Consider the following 16,829-nt stretch of genomic DNA (forward strand, 5'->3'; position numbering starts at 1 on the left):
CTATCGTAATAAAAAATAGAGCCGTGGGGCATCCGGTTCTTAAAGCTCATCGAGTATCCGAAGCAATAGCTGGATTTGGTGAGAAGCCTACACTGTACTGTACTCAGTCAGTGTAGGAGTATGTCACTACGGCAGTTCATCGGCATATTCTGACGCAAATTTTGAAAACCTGAGTGCATTTCCGCACTGATTGAACGGGTGAATGCCCTTGCAGCCTTATCCTCTGGCCACCATTGCAGAGTCGGAAACGTTTCAGCTAGATATTCACAAATAGCCAGAGAATCCCACACAGTTTGCGTCTCGTGCAACAACACAGGTACTTTTCCTGATGGAGAGTATTGCCGAATTTTTGAGGAAGAATCTGGACTGTTGTAGAGAGGAATCCGAATTTCATTGAATTCCAAACCAAATTGTTTCATCACTAGCCAAGGACGGAGTGACCAAGATGAATAATTTTTATTGCCAATTACTAAAGTTAGTTGTGTCATATTTTTAATACCTATAAAGCTGTTCAATCCACATACACACATCAGCTTCAGAACCTGAAGAGAAAGATTTTCCTGTTGCAGGGTCGTAAGCTTGCCAATAGATATTACCGTAGCGATCAACCTTTTGCCGAACTTGTAATTCGTTAGGATCTGCTAGAAGTTTTTTGACAAGATTTTCCCAGATACTATGCAGAGATTTCCAGAAGTTTGAGTTGATTTTTTCCTTGAATAGCGGACTACAATTTATTCTTGTATCTTCTGTTGGTAGACACTTAATGTCATTGTTCATATAATTATTCCTGAAAGTTGCTCAGTAAATAAAACAGTAGCAACATCTCAGTTAGGAATCAAATTATGGCTTGCATACGTTGTATAAATAGGATTTATAGATATGAAAAATCACTAATACAACCTTTTTGCCACAATAAAGTCAGGATGTATATAGCCTTGTTGTCGTCAATTAACCATGAAATTCTCCCAACTTCGAGCCATAGTTGCAGTAGCAGATCGTGGTAACTTTAGTGAAGCAGCCTTAGAATTGCAGCTTTCCCAGCCTGCGATTAGTCATGCGATCGCTACCTTAGAAGAAGAATTAGGTGTGCCTTTATTTGCCAGAGGCCGTCACGGTGCTGTGCTGACACCTGCTGGAGAGCGCATTTTGTATCATGCTCGTCAGGCTATGCAGCATCTAGAGATGATGCAACACGAAGCAAACCTGCATAAAGGATTACACGGTGGCCATGTGCGAATTGCGGCTTTTCGTAGCGTCGCCACCCATTTATTACCAAAAGCGATCGCACAATTTCATAATCAATTTCCAGAAATTGCTGTCACAATCATAGAGTGCCCTGCTTTCACCGATGTAGAACAGTGTTTGCGTGACGGACGTACCGATATTGGTATTACCTGTCTACCAACTGGTGAAGAATTTGACACTTGGGAAATTTTTCAGGATGAGTATCTAGCTTTACTACCACCACATACCAAAATTAGCAGTCCAGAAATTACTTGGGAAGACATAGCAGCCTATCCACCTGTTTTGCTTCCTTGCACACCCTGTGAACGCATTCTTCACAACCACTTGAAGACTTTAGCAATCCCAATAAATACTGCTAGCGACATCCAAGAAGATTCCACAGTCGTTAGTATGGTGAATCAAGGATTGAGAGCAGCTATTATGCCTCGTTTAGCAGCTGTACCCATTCCCCCAAAGGTGCAGGTATACAGTTTACCTGCACCGTTAAAGAGAGTAATTGCAACTGCAATTCTATCTAATGCTCTGCATGTGCCTGCGGTGTTCACATTTTTAGAAATGTTAAAAAAATTTGATTTTTATAGTTTAGCTAAATCCACTTATTAATAATAAAGAATTAAGTTAAGCGACTGCCGTAAGACTTCCAATCGTTCGGGCTTAGTACAGCATTTCATTAATTCGTAGCGAATTAAATTTGGTAATACCCTGCAATGTTAATGCCTCAGCCGCATTAAAAACGCTACGCTTTTACGCAAAACTAAATTTAGCCATATTATTTTTTCTCTCCCTCTGCGCCTCTGCGGTTCGTTCAATATATCTTGCAACTGTTTAATCTCCCGCTAATAAATTTCACAGGCTAATAGCTTAAGTCTACTTCAGTAGACTAAAACCCTTACTTAGTCTTCTTTAGAAGACTTTACCTATTATCCTCAGAATTGATTCTGAGGCGTTTTTTAGGACTGCTGCACGTCTACATTAAAAACCTTACAATCAACTGTAGAGGAGTTTGACATAAGTAATGAACAATACTATCCCCGCCATTATTTTTGACAATATCGAAAAAAACTTTGGTTCCCTAAAAGTTCTTAAAGGAATCACCGGCGAAATCAACCGGGGAGAAGTCGTTGCAGTTATCGGTTCCTCCGGCTGTGGTAAAAGTACTCTACTACGCTGCTTCAACCGCCTAGAAACCATTGACAAAGGACGTTTAATAATCAACGGAGTTAACTTATCCCGGCCCACTCTCAACTATAGCCAACTGCGGCAACTACGAACACAAGTAGGTATGGTTTTTCAACAGTTCAACCTATTTCCTCATCTGAGCGTCTTAGAAAATATGACACTTGCACCGCGTAAAGTCTTGGGAAAAACACCGAAGGAAAGTGCCCAACTAGCAAGGTTATATCTCGAAAAAGTTGGCTTATCTGACAAAGCCTCTGCTTATCCCGAACAACTTTCTGGCGGACAAAAGCAACGAGTAGCGATCGCTCGTAGTCTATGTATGAATCCCCAAATCATGCTATTTGACGAACCCACCAGCGCCCTAGATCCTGAACTCGTCGGCGAAGTTTTGCAAGTGATGCAACAATTGGCATCAGAAGGAATGACAATGGTGGTTGTCACCCATGAAATGCAATTTGCAAAAGAAGTAGCCCATCAGGTGATATTTTTAGACAAAGGTATTGTGACAGAACAAGGCCCAGCTTATGAAGTGCTGACCAATCCCCAAAGCGATCGCCTACGTATTTTCCTCAGTCGCCTCAACGTTAGATAGTTAGGAGTTAGGAGTGAGGAGTTGTAAATTAAAGGTTTTTTCATAACTCATAACTCATAACTCATAACTCATAACTCATTAAAGATACTCACGCAAGAAATCAAAGGGATCATCTTCCCAACAAGGTTCAGGTATCAGCCAAAACAAACTCCTGTTGATGTCGGCTTCAATTTCATCACCGTCGTCTCTATCAAATAGTTCTATCAAAGCTGTCCAATCACGTTCTCTCAGAGACGTTAACGATGGGGCATATACCTGGAGATTATTTAAGTAATTCACGCGCAAAGTTGTGCTTGAGTGCCGTAAAAATTTAGTAGATAAATTTGTAAATAATCAAATTTTTGCTTTGACAACCTTAGTTAAATAGTTATTTTCATACTATTAAATATAGGCTACTCTCATCCAGGGCTATTTCATTCTCATCTAGCCCGCCTCAGAATAAATTCACCTCTCTTATAGCGAAAGTCATCTAAAGATGACTGAGGAAAGGTTCTAGTCCGTTAAAACGGACTTTAGCTAAAAGCCAAAGAACTTTAGTTCTGGGCGGTTTATGTATAGAATGAAATAGCCCTAACTCTCATCAGTGTCTCACAATTTAAATAGGACTACTATAGTATTTATTACATAATTACAAGCTGAATTTACTCAGACCGGAAAAATCCTTGAGGCTGCGACTCGACTAATTCCACACCAAAGACTTCAGCAAAGGACTGTGCTACATAAAAACGCACTTCTTCGCAGGTGATACCTGGAATCCATTCGGCTAAACTGCCTACAGGTTTATCAGAAATACCGCAGGGTACAATGCGCTCAAAGCCTGTCATATCTGGACAAACATTTAATGCAAAGCCGTGCATGGTAATCCAACGACTGACTTTAATACCAATAGCCGCAACTTTTCGCCCTTGTAACCAAACGCCAGTAAAAGCCGGAATTCTTTCTCCCTGCAACCCATAAACTGCCAATATGCGAATTATGACTTCTTCGAGTTGGCGTAAATACCAATGGAGGTCTTTACGATAACGTTGCAGATTTAAAATTGGATACCCCACTAGTTGACCGGGACAATGGTAAGTAACCTCGCCACCCCGTTCAACTCGATGCACATCATATAGACCTTTGTCAATATCAAATTTGAGAAAATCTGAGTTGCTTCCTTGTCCCAGAGTGTAGATGGGTGGATGTTCTAGCAAAATTAATACGTCGTCTAGACTGGGGTTATGGATACGCTCAGTCAGGAGCGATCGCTGCCATCCATGAGCTTCTAAGTAAGGCATTAATCCTTGGTTATACAACAAACAACGGTTTTTGTGTGTTTTCATACTATGGATTATGCCAAAAATCAACTGCATTAAGCGCTAAATATATTTCAAATTACAGAATTGGAATCAAAAAATGTCAAGATTTGCAAAGGATTTTAAAGGAAAGTCAAGGGAACATGCATTAGAAAATACAAAGTGCTAGCTTGAATATACAACCTCAATAATAGGTTTTTAGGAGGAATTCTCTGCAATAAGCATCATGCCAAGACGATAAAGACGAATGTACTGGCTGATGACTCTCATAACATTAGTTTGCATTTAAAACAGAATCAAATTTCCACAAAGGCTTGTATTATTAAACAACAGCAAGCAAACTTCAACCGAACACAGAAGGAGCAACTATCAACAGTTCTGTAAGCGTTGTTTTAACACAGAAGACAGTTACAGGAGCTACTGCTCAAATTTCCTCACCAAAGAATTCTAGGTGGATATCCAATTGGATATCAGCGCAGAGATGAGGAGTAAAATCAAGGGTATAATGAGCAAAAGCCTAGATGCAGTAAGTTTAGAAAAGCTTACCAGCAGTACATAGAAAGAGTTCACAATTTGTTTTGGCGGGAGTAATAGACTTACCGCAATTTCTTTTCATACAAAGCAAATTCACACATTAAATATTCAGTGGGAGAGTTTACATGAAGCTTGTCATCCACGGCAAAAATATTGAAATCACCGATGCGATTCGGGAATATGTACATCAAAAGATTGAAAAAGCAGTTAGTCACTTCCAGAGCATTACAAATGAAGTAGATGTGCATCTTAGCGTAGCCCGTAATCCTCGAATTAATACAAGACAAGCGGCTGAAGTAACTATTTATGCTAATGGTAACGTTATCCGTGCTGAGGAAAGCAGCGAAAACCTCTATGCCAGCATTGACTTAGTTGCAGATAAAATTGCCCGTCAACTGCGGAAATACAAAGAACGGCGTCAAGACCAGAAAACTCAGTCCCAACCAGAAGAAGTAGTTGTTGTAGAGTCGGTAGTTACAGATTTAATTGGCGATCGCACCCCCGAATTACCCAACGAAGTCGTTCGCACGAAATATTTTTCCATGCCGCCGATGACTCTTGCAGAAGCCCTGGAACAACTGCAACTCGTAGGGCACGACTTTTATATGTTCCGCAATTCTGAAACTGGAGAGATTAATGTAATTTATGAACGCAACCACGGCGGTTATGGTGTGATCCATCCCCGCAATGGTAACGGTCATACTAACGGCAAGAATGGGAAGTCAACCCAGGCTAATATTGTCATGCCGGAAAAGTTGCATTCTAAATAAGGGAATGGGGCATGGGGCATGGGGAATGGGGAGATGAGGGAGAAAGAACCAATGCCCAATGCCCAATGCCCAATGCCCATTTCCCTATTTCGCAATCTGTTGCAAAGTTTTCAGCGCTTCCTCAACATGACCTTTAAAGTTAAACATTGAATCAAAGACGTATTGCACAACTCCCTGTTGGTCAATAACGTAAGTAACGCGACCAGGGAATAAGCCAAAGGCTGCTGTTGCGCCATATAGCTTCCGTACTTGGTCGCCTTTGTCAGTTAACAGGGTAAAAGGTAGATTATATTTCGCAGCAAATTTTTGGTGAGATTCGCTGGAGTCAGCACTCACGCCGACAATTTCAGCGCCAGCGTTTTTAAACACTTCATACTGATCGCGAAAGGCGCAGGATTCAGCCGTACATCCGGGTGTGTCGTCCTTGGGGTAAAAATATAGGACAACAGCTTTTTTGCCGCGAAAATCTTGGAGGCTAATTGTTGAGCCGTTTTGAGCGGGTAAAGTGAAATTAGGAGCGGTATCTCCAACTTTAATTGGCATAGCGAGTGATGGTAATTACTTAACAAAATTTTACCTTGTATCCAAGTCTATAAATTTTGCTTGATTACCTGCATCAAGCGGGGTAGCTTGGATACTCAGCTAACATAAAATTCCGCCTATGCGCCTGACTTCACTAGATGTTTTTCGCGGCATTACCATCGCTGTGATGATTCTCGTCAATATGGCGGGAGTCGCAGATGATGTATATTCTCCCTTAGCCCACGCCGATTGGCACGGTTGCACACCAACTGACTTGGTATTCCCTTTCTTTCTGTTTATTGTTGGTGTAGCGATGACTTTCTCGCTGTCAAAGTACACCGAAGGTAATACAACCTCAGCTATTTACTGGCGCATCTTACGCCGCGCCGCCATTCTCTTTGCCTTGGGATTGCTACTAAATGGCTTTTGGAATCAAGGTATTTGGACTTTTGATTTGAGTACTATCCGCATTATGGGAGTGTTGCAGCGCATCAGCATTACCTATCTGCTGGCTTCCTTAATAGTTCTCAACCTTCCGCGTAAAGGTCAATGGATACTGGCAGCAGTGCTACTCATCGGCTACTGGCTAACAATGATGTATGTAGCAGTACCCGATTTTGGCGCAGGAGTTCTGACGCAAGAAGGTAATTTCGGCGCTTATGTTGACCGTTTGATTATTCCCAAAGCACATCTATATAAAGGTGATGGTTTCAACTTTATGGGAGATCCAGAGGGACTGTTCAGTACTATTCCCGCGATAGTAAGTGTCCTCGCTGGCTACTTCACTGGTCAATGGATACGCAGTCAACCTGTCAAGTCACGCACAAGTATCGGGTTAGCATTATTTGGAGTTGGTTGTTTAATTATCGGTTGGGCGTGGGGGTGGACATTCCCCATCAACAAAAAGCTGTGGACAAGTTCTTATGTAATCTTTACTAGTGGTTGGGCGTTACTTTTGCTAGCAGCTTGTTATGAATTAATCGAAGTCCGGCTGAATCGTCGCTGGAGTAAACCTTTTGAAATTATGGGCTTAAATGCGATCGCACTTTTCGTTCCATCCGTTTTGTTGATTAAAATCTTAGTCAGAACCACTATCGGCACAGGCAAAGATGCTCCCAGTACTTACAATTGGATTTACCAGAATTTTTTCGTATCTTGGGCGGGAGTTTTGAATGGTTCCCTGTTTTTCGCCATAGTCACCGTGTTGTTGTGGTGGGCTGTTGGTGTTCTGATGTATCGCCAACGCTGGTTTCTCAAAGTGTAAATTTGCGTAAGTCCTAATTTTGTCTAATTCACTCAAACTATTAATCCATAGAAAAATTGTGAGGTAATGGATGCGTCGCATGAAATTTTGGGTGTTTTTGCCAATTGCGTTGATATTTTGCTGCTCAGATCAACTGTTTCAATCTAACCCATCTGTAGCCTACTCTAACCCAGCAGTAGTTCCACAAACTAGTCCGACTTTATCAAAAGTGAGTTACCTTTCATCGTTGGAACAAGAGGTAATTGTTGAAACAAATAAGGTACGAACAAATCCCAAATCATACCTCCCGATTCTAGAAAACTATAGAAAGCGCTTTGAGGGAAACCTGGTAAACGTTTCTAATAATACCTATTGGCAAACTCAAGAAGGAGTCAAAGCAGTTGATGAGGCGATCGCATTTTTGAAATCAGCACCTCCTGTGGGAGCATTGAGTCCATCTAAGGGTATGTCTTTAGGAGCAAAAGACCATGTTAAAGACCAAGGCCCAAAAGGTGCTACAGGTCATAATGGTAGCGATGGTAGCAACCCCTTTACTCGCATCAACCGCTATGGTAAATGGCAAACAACCGCAGGCGAAAATATCACTTATGGCTTCAACACTGCTGAAGATATTGTCATGCAATTAATTATTGATGATGGTGTGCGCGATCGCAGTCATAGAAAAAACATTTTTAACGGCGCTTTTAAAGTGTCTGGTGTTGCTTATGGAATTCACAAATCATATAGAACAATTTGTGTAATTAACTACGCTGGTGGGTATAGGGATAAATAATTTGAGTTAGGAAGTGGGGACAAATACCGAAGGTTCTGAATTATTGTACTTAAAAGCAGGCGTAATAAAGTAAAAATATTTTTTGTCCTTTACGTTACAATGTTAACTAGGTTACAACAGGTATTAAGTAATCCTTTTTGAACACTCAAGGAACAAAGACGAGCGCAGCGTTATCTATACTCTTGATCAACTCATTTCCGTTCTTCTTAAGGAGCTGATCGAAGTTCTGATGTGTAACAGCCGCTTCTAAAATTCCGAATAAAGAAGTGTCTACAAACTTCTCTGTGTGTTGAAAATTATTATTTTTTCTAATTCACTAAATTAATCCATAGAAAAAATTGTGAGGTAATGAATGCATCGCATTAAATTTTGGGTACTTTTGCCAGTTGCCCTGATTTTCGGCTGCTCAAATCAACTGTTTCAATCTAGCCCGTCTGTGGCAAACTCTAACCCAGCAGTAGTTCAACCAACGAGTCCAACTTTATTAGCAAAGGCAAGTTATCTTTCACCACTGGAACAACAGGTAATTGTTGAAACAAATAAGGTACGAACAAATCCCAAGTCATATCTCCCGATTTTGGAAAACTATAAAAAGCGCTTCCAGGGGAACCGAGTCAAAATTTCTAATAATACCTATTTGCGAACTCAAGAAGGAGTCAAAGCAGTTGATGAGGCGATCGCATTTTTGAAATCAGCACGTCCTGTAGGGGCGTTGAGTGCATCTAAAGGTATGTCTTTAGGAGCAAGAGACCATGTTAAAGACCAAGGCCCAAAAGGTGCTACAGGTCATAATGGTAGCGATGGTAGCAACCCCTTTACTCGCATCAACCGCTATGGTAAATGGCAAACAACCGCAGGCGAAAATATCAGCTATGGCCCAAACACCGCCCAAGATATTGTCATGCAATTAATTATTGATGATGGTGTGCGCGATCGCGGTCATAGAACAAACATTTTTAACGGCGCTTTTAAAGTGTCTGGTGTTGCTTATGGAACCCACAAATCATATAGAACAATTTGTGTAATTGATTACGCTGGTGGGTATCAGGAAAAAACGTAAACGTGAGTTCCACTAACCTCTCCCTGCTTTGAACTTTAGTTCAAAGTATACAGTGTAAGCCTGTGGACGTATCTAAACAGAAGATAACCAATCATCCTAAAGAAGACGGTTGAAACAGGAATCCCCGTCTTTTTAGTGCTAGGGAGTGTCAAAGAATCTGATAATGTGATGCATAAGGCTTTTGGTGACTGATAACATTGACCGCTATCTTCAACCAATCAATATAAGTCTGTTCTCTTCGGATCACCAACTCCAGCACAAGCCTTTGCATTACTTGCTCACGCTTGGCAGACTCATCACCAAGTGATGGCAAATCAATGATTTCACATTCAGCAAGCTTTTTGCTTCGAGCCGCTAATTGTTCTTCCAGTAGGTAAACGATAGTTTCATTTGGCAACTGATCTGCAAAATGCAACTGGACTAGCATTGGTTCTCGTACAGTCGGCAAGGGCTGATGAGTTCCAAGCCATCGGGCGAATTCGGCTTTTCCTGGCTCCGTTACGCTGTAGACTTTGCGGTTAGGGCGATCGCGCTGAATCTCAATTGTACAGGTAATCCAGCCTTGCTCAACTAGCTTATCGAGAGTTCTGTAAATTTGTGCCTGGTCTGCTGGCCACAAATGGGCAATGCATTGATCAAAGCAGCTCGTTTTGAGGTCATAGCCCGTCATTTCCTGCTGCTGAAGAAGACCTAGAATTACGTATGCTAGCGACATTAAGACAGTTTTCCCATAATTGATATTTTCCCGATAGGTTCTACACTATGTACTTCTTATAAGTTTATGCTAATATATGAGTAATCAAATATAAGATACAACAGTTATAAAAAAATATGTTGATTGTCATGCGTCTTAACAAGGAAACTGAATACATGAACTGAGGTTGGGCAGATAGCTAATGATGCTGTTTGCACAAGACAGTGAGGAAGTGGCGATGTATGTTGAGTGCCGCTCCCGCCGTAAACCTGCGGGGATCTTGCTACGCCATCATTGGATATGCTCCTCATCGCTAGCGTATGACTCAACAAACTAGTTGTTCGCTACAGTCTATTCGTGATGAATACTGACGCAGCAATCATTTAAGCCATTGAAGACTATCGTAACGAAAGGATGGGTAACATTGACTTCTAACACACTTTCACAAAGAATACGTCAACATCAATATCTGCGTGATTTACGAAATAAATTACTCCACCTTCATAAGATGTTGTTGGATACAGAACGCATTGCCTACGAACAAGTTAGTGGACGAGTATCAAGCGGAGAACTACTTCAGCTAGTTATCGCTCATGAACAATTTGCTTGGCTACATCGCATTTCTGAGATGGTTGTGCAAGTTGATGAAATGCTCGAAGCAGATGAACCGATAGCAATAGAGGATTTTGAAAAGTTGATTGCTGATGTCCGCACGCTGATTATACCGTTAGAGACGGGCAATACCTTCGAGAGAAAGTATTACAACGCTCTCCAGCGCGAACCTGCTGCTGTGTTGGCACATGCAGAAATATCAAGATTTCTCACGTCTAAGGTTTAAGGTAGCCCTGTCAAAGTGACATGGCAAGACTTGGGGCTTACAGCTATTTTCAGGTAAATAGACCACGCGGTAGGGGTTTAGCAATGCTAAACCCTTACAACAAATGTGGTTCAAATACATGAAAACTGTCATTGCGATTAGACATCTCCAGAAATTAAATATGCGTTATCTACAACCCTTGTAGAGACGTAGCATTGCTACGTCAAAACAATTCTTTCTTTTTCGGAGATGTCTATTGCGATCGCAACACCTGCTGTTTAGATTTATTTCCCCTGTCTCCGTTCTTTAACTGCATAGCCGTAGGGCAAAGCCCAGTTAGGTTCCTCATCCAAATGGCAACGTGCATGAATCGACCAATATGGATCGCGGAGCATTTCTCGACCGATGAGAACTAAATCCGCACATCCACGAGTAATTACTTGGTTGGCATACTCAGCCTCCTTTATCATCCCCACAGCCCCAGTCCTAATCCCAGCCTCTTCTCGGATTTTGGCAGCAAAAGGCACTTGATAACCTGTCTGCACCGGAATCCTGGCATGAGGGACTAAGCCTCCTGTGGAAACATCGATTAAATCAACGCCTAATTCCTTTAGTTCACAGGATAATATCATTGACTGCTTGAGATCCCAACCTCCCTCTACCCAGTCGGTAGCAGAGAGGCGCACAAAAAGCGGCATCCCGCTTGGCAGAATCTCTCGGATTCGTCTTGTCACCTCCAGTAACAAACGCATTCGGTTCTCCAACGAACCTCCGTAACGATCTGTTCGTTGATTACTTAGCGGCGAAAGAAAGGAATGCAGTAGATATCCATGAGCCGCATGGATTTCGATAATCTGAAAGCCCGCTTGAACGGCACGCTACGCTGTGGCAACGAAGGCTTCAATCACCTCTTCAATCCCAGCCTCATCGAGGGCTATGGGAACGGGGCCGCCCTCTTGAAACGGAATTGGGCTTGGCCCGACTACAGTCCAACCGCCTTCTTCAGGTGTTAACGGTGTACCACCCAGCCAGGGAACATTGCAACTCGCCTTCCGGCCAGCATGGGCTAATTGAATCCCTGCGATCGCTCCTTGCTCACGAAGGAAACGTACAATCCTAGCTAGTGGCTCGATGTGCATGTCGTCCCAAAGACCAAGATCGCCGGGGGTGATTCGCCCTTGGGCTGTCACGGCTGTAGCTTCCACTACAATCAGATGAGTGCCTCCAGCAGCCCGACTCCCCTGCTCCCCCTGCCTCCCCTGCCTCCCCTGCTCCCCCTGCTCCCCCTGCTCCCTCATAACCCAGCAAACCACTCATAGCCCTGATCCTCCCAATAGCCTTTACGAGGTAACAAATTGCTGACGAATGTAATTTGAGTCACCCACTTGCTTTGCTTGTAGCCCAGTTTAATTGGGGATGCTAGACGCATAGGCGCACCATTATCAACTGATAAAGGTTGTCCATTCTTTTGATAAGCCATGAGAGTTTGGGGATGTACAGCAGAGGCAATATCCCAGCTTTCATAGTAGCCATCAGCAGATTTAAAGTAGACATAGCGGACATTTGACTTAGGCTGTACCAGCGTTACCAAGTCTCGTAATCGCACGCCTCCCCATTGAGCGATCGCAGCCCAGCCTTCAACACACACATGGCGAATTACCATTGAAGTCAAGGGGAGTTTTTGAATATCTGCCATACTCAATTGCATCGGGTTACTAACCTCGCCATCAATCATCAGGCGAAACTGCGCCGGATCAATTTGCGGGGTGAAGTCAAAGGTATTAATCAGCAATTTGTCTGGTTCTATGGCACTAACAGGAAATTCCGGTACTGATTTTTGACTTAGCAGGAGTGCTTCAAGACGTTGGTTTAATGGCTCAGATATTTGCCGCAGATTATCTGAGAACAAATTTGTCCCACAGCCACCTAAAAGAAAGCCTACCCCTGAAAGTCCAGATACTTGCAGTAATCGGCGACGGGATAGGGTGCGTTTGGGAAGAATCAGACTCATAAGTACCTCTACAGGAACATAGACTTAACTAGACGGATGCTTCCTAGCTTTAGCGCAAGTAAAGATTGAGGAATTGTAAATAGTATGACAGTGGGGACAGTGATAAAATCACTAAGGAAAGTGGATTAAATAAAATGCAAAACTTCATCAATTATCTAGCTTCCCTCTCCAATATATCGGAGAGGGATTGAGGGTGAGGTAAGCCAGGGACAGAAATTGTATGTTATTTAATTCTTATTCCTAAACTAAAACTTAATATGCGATGCCTACGGCGGCGAGCTACGCAACCCAATTTCTTTGTGTAATATTTTGTTATTGAAGAATATCTGCGCTTTCATGCTCCTGATAATAATCTATCGGCAACAGAGGAACAAAGCGACTTTTAAGCAACGCCTGGGACATGCGATCGCTAACTAGCAATTAGGGTGGGTAACAGTGCCCACCCTAACTACTTTAACTTGCTACTGCCTCAGCAGGAGCTGCCTCAGCAGCAGTTATGGGTAAATAAACACTAACTTTTTTACGGGTTTTGCCCTTTCTCTCAAACATTACAACACCGTCGATTAAGGCAAAAAGAGTGTCATCGCTACCAATACCGACATTGTTACCAGGGTGGAATTTGGTACCACGCTGACGCACGAGAATGTTTCCTGCACGTACAACTTGACCACCATAACGCTTAACACCCAGACGTTGGGCATTAGAATCACGACCGTTGCGTGTACTACCTGTTCCTTTCTTATGAGCCATGATTTCCTCTTGTGTATCTTCTCTTTATTATTATTCAGCAGCAGTTTCAACTTCTTCGGCAGGAGTCTCATCTAAAACGGGGGTTTCCTTCTCCGTTTCTCCTTGGAAAGCAAATACTGCACCATTAAGGGTGATGGAGTCAATCATAAGTCTGGTAATTTCCTGACGATGCCCCCGCTTTTTGCGGGTTTTCTTTTTGGGCTTCATCTTGTATACCAAGACTTTACGACCTCTGTAATGTCGCATTACAGTGCCTTCTACAGTTGCACCTGTCACTAGTGGCTGTCCAATGGTAACTTCACCATCGTGCTGCACGAGTAATACAGAGTCTATTGTAACTTTTTCATCTGGTTCGATCGCAAGCAGTTCAATATCGTAAAACCGCCCTGGCTCTACTCGTATTTGTTTGCCGCCAGTTTCAATAATCGCGTAGGTCATGGAATTGTCCTTGAGGTTGCCGTACAGGTAGCTGGTTTTTATCTCGTGTAGAGACGATGCAGCCAGCTTTTGTAATATGTCTACCTGATCCGAGCAGGAATTAGACAGACAATCTAACATACTATTTTATGAACAGGTGTCAAGTCAAGCTTTTATTTGCCAAAAGTCGTTATGACTGAATCACCCACGCAAATAATGTAAAATGCATTGATAATTCAAAATCAATGTTACAGCGTATTTCAGGTAAATGAAGTACACGGGTAGGGGCACAACATGTTGTGCCCCTACAATTATCTGTACCTCACGCCTGTTGCAATCTGCTGTATTTAGTTAAATACTGCTTCCATCTTAGGGCTGACTTTTATAAACGAGCAGAAATATTTAGATTAAAACTTATATTTTCTTATCAGAATCTACACAATTATCTTCTTTGTTTTAAAATTAAACTTACACTCTTAATCTAAAGGTTCTTCACTAAAATTTAGTGATTTCACAGGAGTCAAATTACTAGATTCAAACCTGATATTTAAAACAGGAGATAGACTGTCATGACACAGCAAAATGCTACCCGACTTTTTGAAGCCGTAAAACAAGATCAAGCACTACAGCAAAGACTCAAAGCAACAGCTAATCCAGAAGCCTTCGTCAAGATTGCTCAAGAGCGTGGCTATGATTTCAGCGTCGAAGAACTGGACAATGAAATTAGCAAATTGTCTGAAGAAGATTTAGCCGCCATTGTTAATCCAGGATGGGGGAATAGACGGCACATTAATCCTAGATAATTCCTGTTCTAGGAAACCGAAATTATAGGAACAACTGAATTGATAAGTTTTGCTCCTCAAGGGGATAGCGTTGCATCATCTCCTTTAGGGGCATTTTTGTTAAACTAAACAACTATTGGTATTAGTCATTGGTCATTGGGTATGGGGATTCAATACGGTTCGGTTAAACCCAAAAAATGAAAATGTGTAGGTTGGGTTGAGGAACGAAACCCAACATATTCTGGGGTTTGTTGGGTAACACGAATGTTCAACCCAACCTACAAATATTCTTAACCGAACCGTATTGTATGGGGATTGTTATTCTGTTCCTTTGCATCACCATTTCCCACTCACTTCCCACCTGCTTAACTCATGAGTTAGGATGACTATATTTTAATCAGGTGATATGGAAAGAATAGAAGTTGAGCAAAGAACTATTTTAATTGGTTTGACAGGTAGCCACGGCTATGGTTTAAATCGTCCTGATTCAGACTTTGATTATCGGGGAGTATTTATCGCACCCAAAAGGTATTACTTAGGATTTGATCACATAGAACAAAAAGATGCTGGTTGGGATGAACCAGGAATATTTCCATTCGTTGATGGCAACAAAGACACAGTTATATATGAATTAAGAAAAATCCTCCAGTTATTAGCGGGCGCGAATCCCAATGTCTTAGAATTGCTCTGGTTAAATAACTATCCTTTTTTAAACGCAGTCGGACAGCATTTAATTAATCATAAACAGTTATTTTTGAGCAAGAAGGTAAAACATACTTACACTGGTTATGCCTTTGCCCAAATCAAAAAAATGGAAACTCATCGTAAATGGTTGTTAAAGCCACCGCAAAAAAAACCAATACCATCTGACTTCGCCATAGAAGACGAAGCACCCCTTAGCAAAGATGAGTTAAATGCTTTTTTGGAGTATCTTTATAATTTAATCAGAGGACGGATTGAGTTTTTGGAAGAAGCGGAACAATTATATCAATTGCTGACGGCAGATATTGATTTTAAAGGCGTGTTGAAACAATACACTTTGCCAGATGAAACTTTGGAATATACCCAAAAGTTAACCAATAGCCGTAAAGATTTTATCCGCCTACTTCAGAAAAGCCAAAGTTATCAAATAGCTTTAAGAGAATGGAAGGCTTACTTATCTTGGCAGGAAAATAGAAATCCGGCTAGGGCAGAAATGGAAAGAAAGTCGGGTTTTGACCTCAAACATGGGATGCACTGCATTAGATTGCTACGCAGTGGAGTAGAAATATTGCGGCGAGGTGAAGTGATTGTAGATAGGAGAATAGCTGGTGATTTTGAGGATTTAAAAGCTATTTTAAAAGGTGAGTATTCTTATGAGCAGGTGATGAAAAAGGCAGAAGATTTGGTCTCTGAAATGGAAATTGTTTACGAACAATCTGCTTTACCTCACAAACCTGATTTAGAGCAAATTAATGAGTTGTGTATGGAATTGGTGGAAATGCAGAATTGGTAAATGAAAAAGGAGAGACGCGATTAATCGCGTACAGGAGAGACGCGATTAATCGCGTCTGTACAGGAGTTAGGAGTTTCTAATTAATTTCTCACTCATAACTCATAACTCATAACTAATTTTATAGAGCGTACATTAAATCAGCAAAACCATAGAGGCTGATGATGAGCAATAGCGATGCTGTTAGTTGGGTAATTCGCGTCTGGGGTGAGGGCGCGATCGCTTCCCGCACTAAGATAGAAATAGATGCCCCAACTACTAAGCTCAAGCCTAAGATTAAATAGGGCTTATCTGGTAAAATACTGGCTATTGCAAGCAGTGCGATCGCTAATAAGAGCATTAATAATTCTACAAACCTGGGCGGGTTGTATTGGCTAGATAGAACAAAGCTGTTGAACCAAAAAGACCAAAATCTCATAGTCAGTGTTGAGTTAGGAGTTAGGAGTTAGGAGTTAGGAGTTAGGAGTTAGGAGTTATGAGTTAGGAGTTAGGAGTTATATAGTCAGTGCTGAATGCTGAGTTAGGAGTTGTGAGTTATATACTCAAGTCTTGACTGAGGAATTAAAGTTGTGAGTTATGAAGCAGCTTTCCATTCAAAACTTCTAACTCCTGTACAGACGCGATTAATCGCGT

Annotated in this window: 18 protein-coding genes and 2 pseudogenes; 9 read left to right on the forward strand and 11 right to left on the reverse strand. The window is 41.8% G+C overall.

Features of this window, described 5'->3' with window-relative positions; translation table 11 throughout:
* Positions 1 to 119: 119 nt before the first annotated feature.
* Positions 120 to 488, reverse strand: a pseudogene (locus LC586_RS06250) (glutathione S-transferase N-terminal domain-containing protein); the annotation flags it as partial.
* A gap of 4 nt (positions 489 to 492) precedes the next feature.
* Positions 493 to 777 (reverse strand): hypothetical protein, encoded by a 285-nt coding sequence (locus LC586_RS06255; RefSeq protein WP_229483738.1) that lies wholly within the window; start codon positions 775 to 777, stop codon positions 493 to 495.
* Between the two features lie 177 nt (positions 778 to 954).
* Here LC586_RS06255 and LC586_RS06260 point away from each other — a divergent pair, with 177 nt between their 5' ends.
* Together LC586_RS06260 and LC586_RS06265 are read left to right on the forward strand one after the other, a co-directional pair.
* Positions 955 to 1,848, forward strand: a complete 894-nt coding sequence (locus LC586_RS06260; RefSeq protein WP_229483739.1) for a LysR family transcriptional regulator — start codon at positions 955 to 957, stop codon at positions 1,846 to 1,848.
* A gap of 412 nt (positions 1,849 to 2,260) precedes the next feature.
* Positions 2,261 to 3,016 carry an amino acid ABC transporter ATP-binding protein gene (locus LC586_RS06265; protein WP_229483740.1) on the forward strand — a complete coding sequence of 252 codons (756 nt, stop codon included), beginning with the start codon at positions 2,261 to 2,263 and terminating at the stop codon, positions 3,014 to 3,016.
* A gap of 78 nt (positions 3,017 to 3,094) precedes the next feature.
* On the opposite strand, the gene LC586_RS06270 is transcribed toward LC586_RS06265, so the two are convergent.
* Together LC586_RS06270 and lipB are read right to left on the reverse strand one after the other, a co-directional pair.
* Positions 3,095 to 3,295, reverse strand: a complete 201-nt coding sequence (locus tag LC586_RS06270; RefSeq protein ID WP_229483741.1) for a hypothetical protein — start codon at positions 3,293 to 3,295, stop codon at positions 3,095 to 3,097.
* A 362-nt stretch (positions 3,296 to 3,657) separates the two neighbouring features.
* Positions 3,658 to 4,338, reverse strand: coding sequence for a lipoyl(octanoyl) transferase LipB (gene lipB, locus LC586_RS06275; RefSeq protein ID WP_233715492.1), 681 nt, complete (start codon positions 4,336 to 4,338; stop codon positions 3,658 to 3,660).
* A gap of 632 nt (positions 4,339 to 4,970) precedes the next feature.
* On the opposite strand from lipB, the gene hpf reads away from it, so the two are divergent.
* Positions 4,971 to 5,615, forward strand: coding sequence for a ribosome hibernation-promoting factor, HPF/YfiA family (gene hpf, locus LC586_RS06280; RefSeq protein ID WP_229483742.1), 645 nt, complete (start codon positions 4,971 to 4,973; stop codon positions 5,613 to 5,615).
* Positions 5,616 to 5,699: 84 nt separating this feature from the next.
* On the opposite strand, the gene LC586_RS06285 is transcribed toward hpf, so the two are convergent.
* The gene (locus LC586_RS06285; RefSeq protein WP_229483743.1) at positions 5,700 to 6,158 is read right to left on the reverse strand and encodes a peroxiredoxin; all 459 of its coding nucleotides are present in this window, start codon (positions 6,156 to 6,158) and stop codon (positions 5,700 to 5,702) included.
* 118 nt (positions 6,159 to 6,276) lie between these two features.
* Here LC586_RS06285 and LC586_RS06290 point away from each other — a divergent pair, with 118 nt between their 5' ends.
* From LC586_RS06290 to LC586_RS06300, 3 genes are all read left to right on the forward strand, one after another.
* Positions 6,277 to 7,401: an acyltransferase family protein gene (locus LC586_RS06290; RefSeq protein ID WP_229483744.1), complete on the forward strand. Its 1,125-nt coding sequence runs from the start codon at positions 6,277 to 6,279 to the stop codon at positions 7,399 to 7,401.
* A gap of 70 nt (positions 7,402 to 7,471) precedes the next feature.
* Positions 7,472 to 8,173, forward strand: a complete 702-nt coding sequence (locus LC586_RS06295; RefSeq protein ID WP_229483745.1) for a CAP domain-containing protein — start codon at positions 7,472 to 7,474, stop codon at positions 8,171 to 8,173.
* A gap of 352 nt (positions 8,174 to 8,525) precedes the next feature.
* The gene (locus tag LC586_RS06300; protein WP_229483746.1) at positions 8,526 to 9,233 is read left to right on the forward strand and encodes a CAP domain-containing protein; all 708 of its coding nucleotides are present in this window, start codon (positions 8,526 to 8,528) and stop codon (positions 9,231 to 9,233) included.
* A 148-nt stretch (positions 9,234 to 9,381) separates the two neighbouring features.
* On the opposite strand, the gene LC586_RS06305 is transcribed toward LC586_RS06300, so the two are convergent.
* On the reverse strand, positions 9,382 to 9,948 hold the full coding sequence (locus tag LC586_RS06305) for a PadR family transcriptional regulator (RefSeq protein WP_229483747.1): 567 nt from the start codon (positions 9,946 to 9,948) through the stop codon (positions 9,382 to 9,384).
* Between the two features lie 403 nt (positions 9,949 to 10,351).
* Between LC586_RS06305 and LC586_RS06310 the strand changes: the two genes are divergently transcribed.
* Complete coding sequence (locus tag LC586_RS06310) at positions 10,352 to 10,765, forward strand: hypothetical protein (protein ID WP_181373946.1); 414 nt, start codon at positions 10,352 to 10,354, stop codon at positions 10,763 to 10,765.
* A gap of 263 nt (positions 10,766 to 11,028) precedes the next feature.
* Here the strand turns inward: LC586_RS06310 and LC586_RS06315 are convergent.
* From LC586_RS06315 to rplU, 4 genes and pseudogenes are all read right to left on the reverse strand, one after another.
* Positions 11,029 to 12,042 (reverse strand): annotated as a pseudogene (locus tag LC586_RS06315) (NADH:flavin oxidoreductase/NADH oxidase).
* The gene (locus tag LC586_RS06320) at positions 12,039 to 12,755 is read right to left on the reverse strand and encodes a molybdopterin-dependent oxidoreductase (protein WP_229483748.1); all 717 of its coding nucleotides are present in this window, start codon (positions 12,753 to 12,755) and stop codon (positions 12,039 to 12,041) included. The pseudogene LC586_RS06315 and the gene LC586_RS06320 overlap by 4 nt, the downstream one beginning before the upstream one ends.
* A gap of 453 nt (positions 12,756 to 13,208) precedes the next feature.
* On the reverse strand, positions 13,209 to 13,505 hold the full coding sequence (gene rpmA / locus LC586_RS06325; RefSeq protein ID WP_099099325.1) for a 50S ribosomal protein L27: 297 nt from the start codon (positions 13,503 to 13,505) through the stop codon (positions 13,209 to 13,211).
* A 30-nt stretch (positions 13,506 to 13,535) separates the two neighbouring features.
* Complete coding sequence (rplU, locus tag LC586_RS06330; RefSeq protein WP_229483900.1) at positions 13,536 to 13,943, reverse strand: 50S ribosomal protein L21; 408 nt, start codon at positions 13,941 to 13,943, stop codon at positions 13,536 to 13,538.
* A gap of 548 nt (positions 13,944 to 14,491) precedes the next feature.
* Here rplU and LC586_RS06335 point away from each other — a divergent pair.
* Together LC586_RS06335 and LC586_RS06340 are read left to right on the forward strand one after the other, a co-directional pair.
* The gene (locus tag LC586_RS06335; protein WP_229483749.1) at positions 14,492 to 14,725 is read left to right on the forward strand and encodes a Nif11-like leader peptide family natural product precursor; all 234 of its coding nucleotides are present in this window, start codon (positions 14,492 to 14,494) and stop codon (positions 14,723 to 14,725) included.
* Between the two features lie 385 nt (positions 14,726 to 15,110).
* Complete coding sequence (locus LC586_RS06340) at positions 15,111 to 16,199, forward strand: nucleotidyltransferase domain-containing protein (protein ID WP_229483750.1); 1,089 nt, start codon at positions 15,111 to 15,113, stop codon at positions 16,197 to 16,199.
* Positions 16,200 to 16,317: 118 nt separating this feature from the next.
* Here the strand turns inward: LC586_RS06340 and LC586_RS06345 are convergent, their stop codons facing one another.
* Entirely contained in the window at positions 16,318 to 16,614 is a 297-nt protein-coding gene (locus LC586_RS06345; RefSeq protein WP_229483751.1) for a hypothetical protein, read from the reverse strand.
* Positions 16,615 to 16,829: the final 215 nt, after the last annotated feature.

Source organism: Nostoc favosum CHAB5714 (assembly GCF_020829495.1).
Classification (GTDB): Bacteria; Cyanobacteriota; Cyanobacteriia; order Cyanobacteriales; family Nostocaceae; genus Nostoc; species Nostoc favosum.

Excerpts from the sequence above, each read along its gene's own strand:
- LC586_RS06260 (WP_229483739.1), top strand. The coding sequence starts at position 955 with ATGAAATTCTCCCAACTTCGAGCCATAGTTGCAGTAGCAGATCGTGGT.
- LC586_RS06335 (WP_229483749.1), top strand. The coding sequence starts at position 14,492 with ATGACACAGCAAAATGCTACCCGACTTTTTGAAGCCGTAAAACAAGAT.
- LC586_RS06340 (WP_229483750.1), top strand. The coding sequence starts at position 15,111 with ATGGAAAGAATAGAAGTTGAGCAAAGAACTATTTTAATTGGTTTGACA.
- LC586_RS06305 (WP_229483747.1), bottom strand. The coding sequence starts at position 9,948 with ATGTCGCTAGCATACGTAATTCTAGGTCTTCTTCAGCAGCAGGAAATG.
- LC586_RS06295 (WP_229483745.1), top strand. The coding sequence starts at position 7,472 with ATGCGTCGCATGAAATTTTGGGTGTTTTTGCCAATTGCGTTGATATTT.
- LC586_RS06265 (WP_229483740.1), top strand. The coding sequence starts at position 2,261 with ATGAACAATACTATCCCCGCCATTATTTTTGACAATATCGAAAAAAAC.
- LC586_RS06285 (WP_229483743.1), bottom strand. The coding sequence starts at position 6,158 with ATGCCAATTAAAGTTGGAGATACCGCTCCTAATTTCACTTTACCCGCT.
- rpmA (WP_099099325.1), bottom strand. The coding sequence starts at position 13,505 with ATGGCTCATAAGAAAGGAACAGGTAGTACACGCAACGGTCGTGATTCT.
- LC586_RS06255 (WP_229483738.1), bottom strand. The coding sequence starts at position 777 with ATGAACAATGACATTAAGTGTCTACCAACAGAAGATACAAGAATAAAT.
- lipB (WP_233715492.1), bottom strand. The coding sequence starts at position 4,338 with ATGAAAACACACAAAAACCGTTGTTTGTTGTATAACCAAGGATTAATG.
- rplU (WP_229483900.1), bottom strand. The coding sequence starts at position 13,943 with ATGACCTACGCGATTATTGAAACTGGCGGCAAACAAATACGAGTAGAG.
- LC586_RS06300 (WP_229483746.1), top strand. The coding sequence starts at position 8,526 with ATGCATCGCATTAAATTTTGGGTACTTTTGCCAGTTGCCCTGATTTTC.
- LC586_RS06345 (WP_229483751.1), bottom strand. The coding sequence starts at position 16,614 with ATGAGATTTTGGTCTTTTTGGTTCAACAGCTTTGTTCTATCTAGCCAA.
- LC586_RS06290 (WP_229483744.1), top strand. The coding sequence starts at position 6,277 with ATGCGCCTGACTTCACTAGATGTTTTTCGCGGCATTACCATCGCTGTG.
- hpf (WP_229483742.1), top strand. The coding sequence starts at position 4,971 with ATGAAGCTTGTCATCCACGGCAAAAATATTGAAATCACCGATGCGATT.
- LC586_RS06320 (WP_229483748.1), bottom strand. The coding sequence starts at position 12,755 with ATGAGTCTGATTCTTCCCAAACGCACCCTATCCCGTCGCCGATTACTG.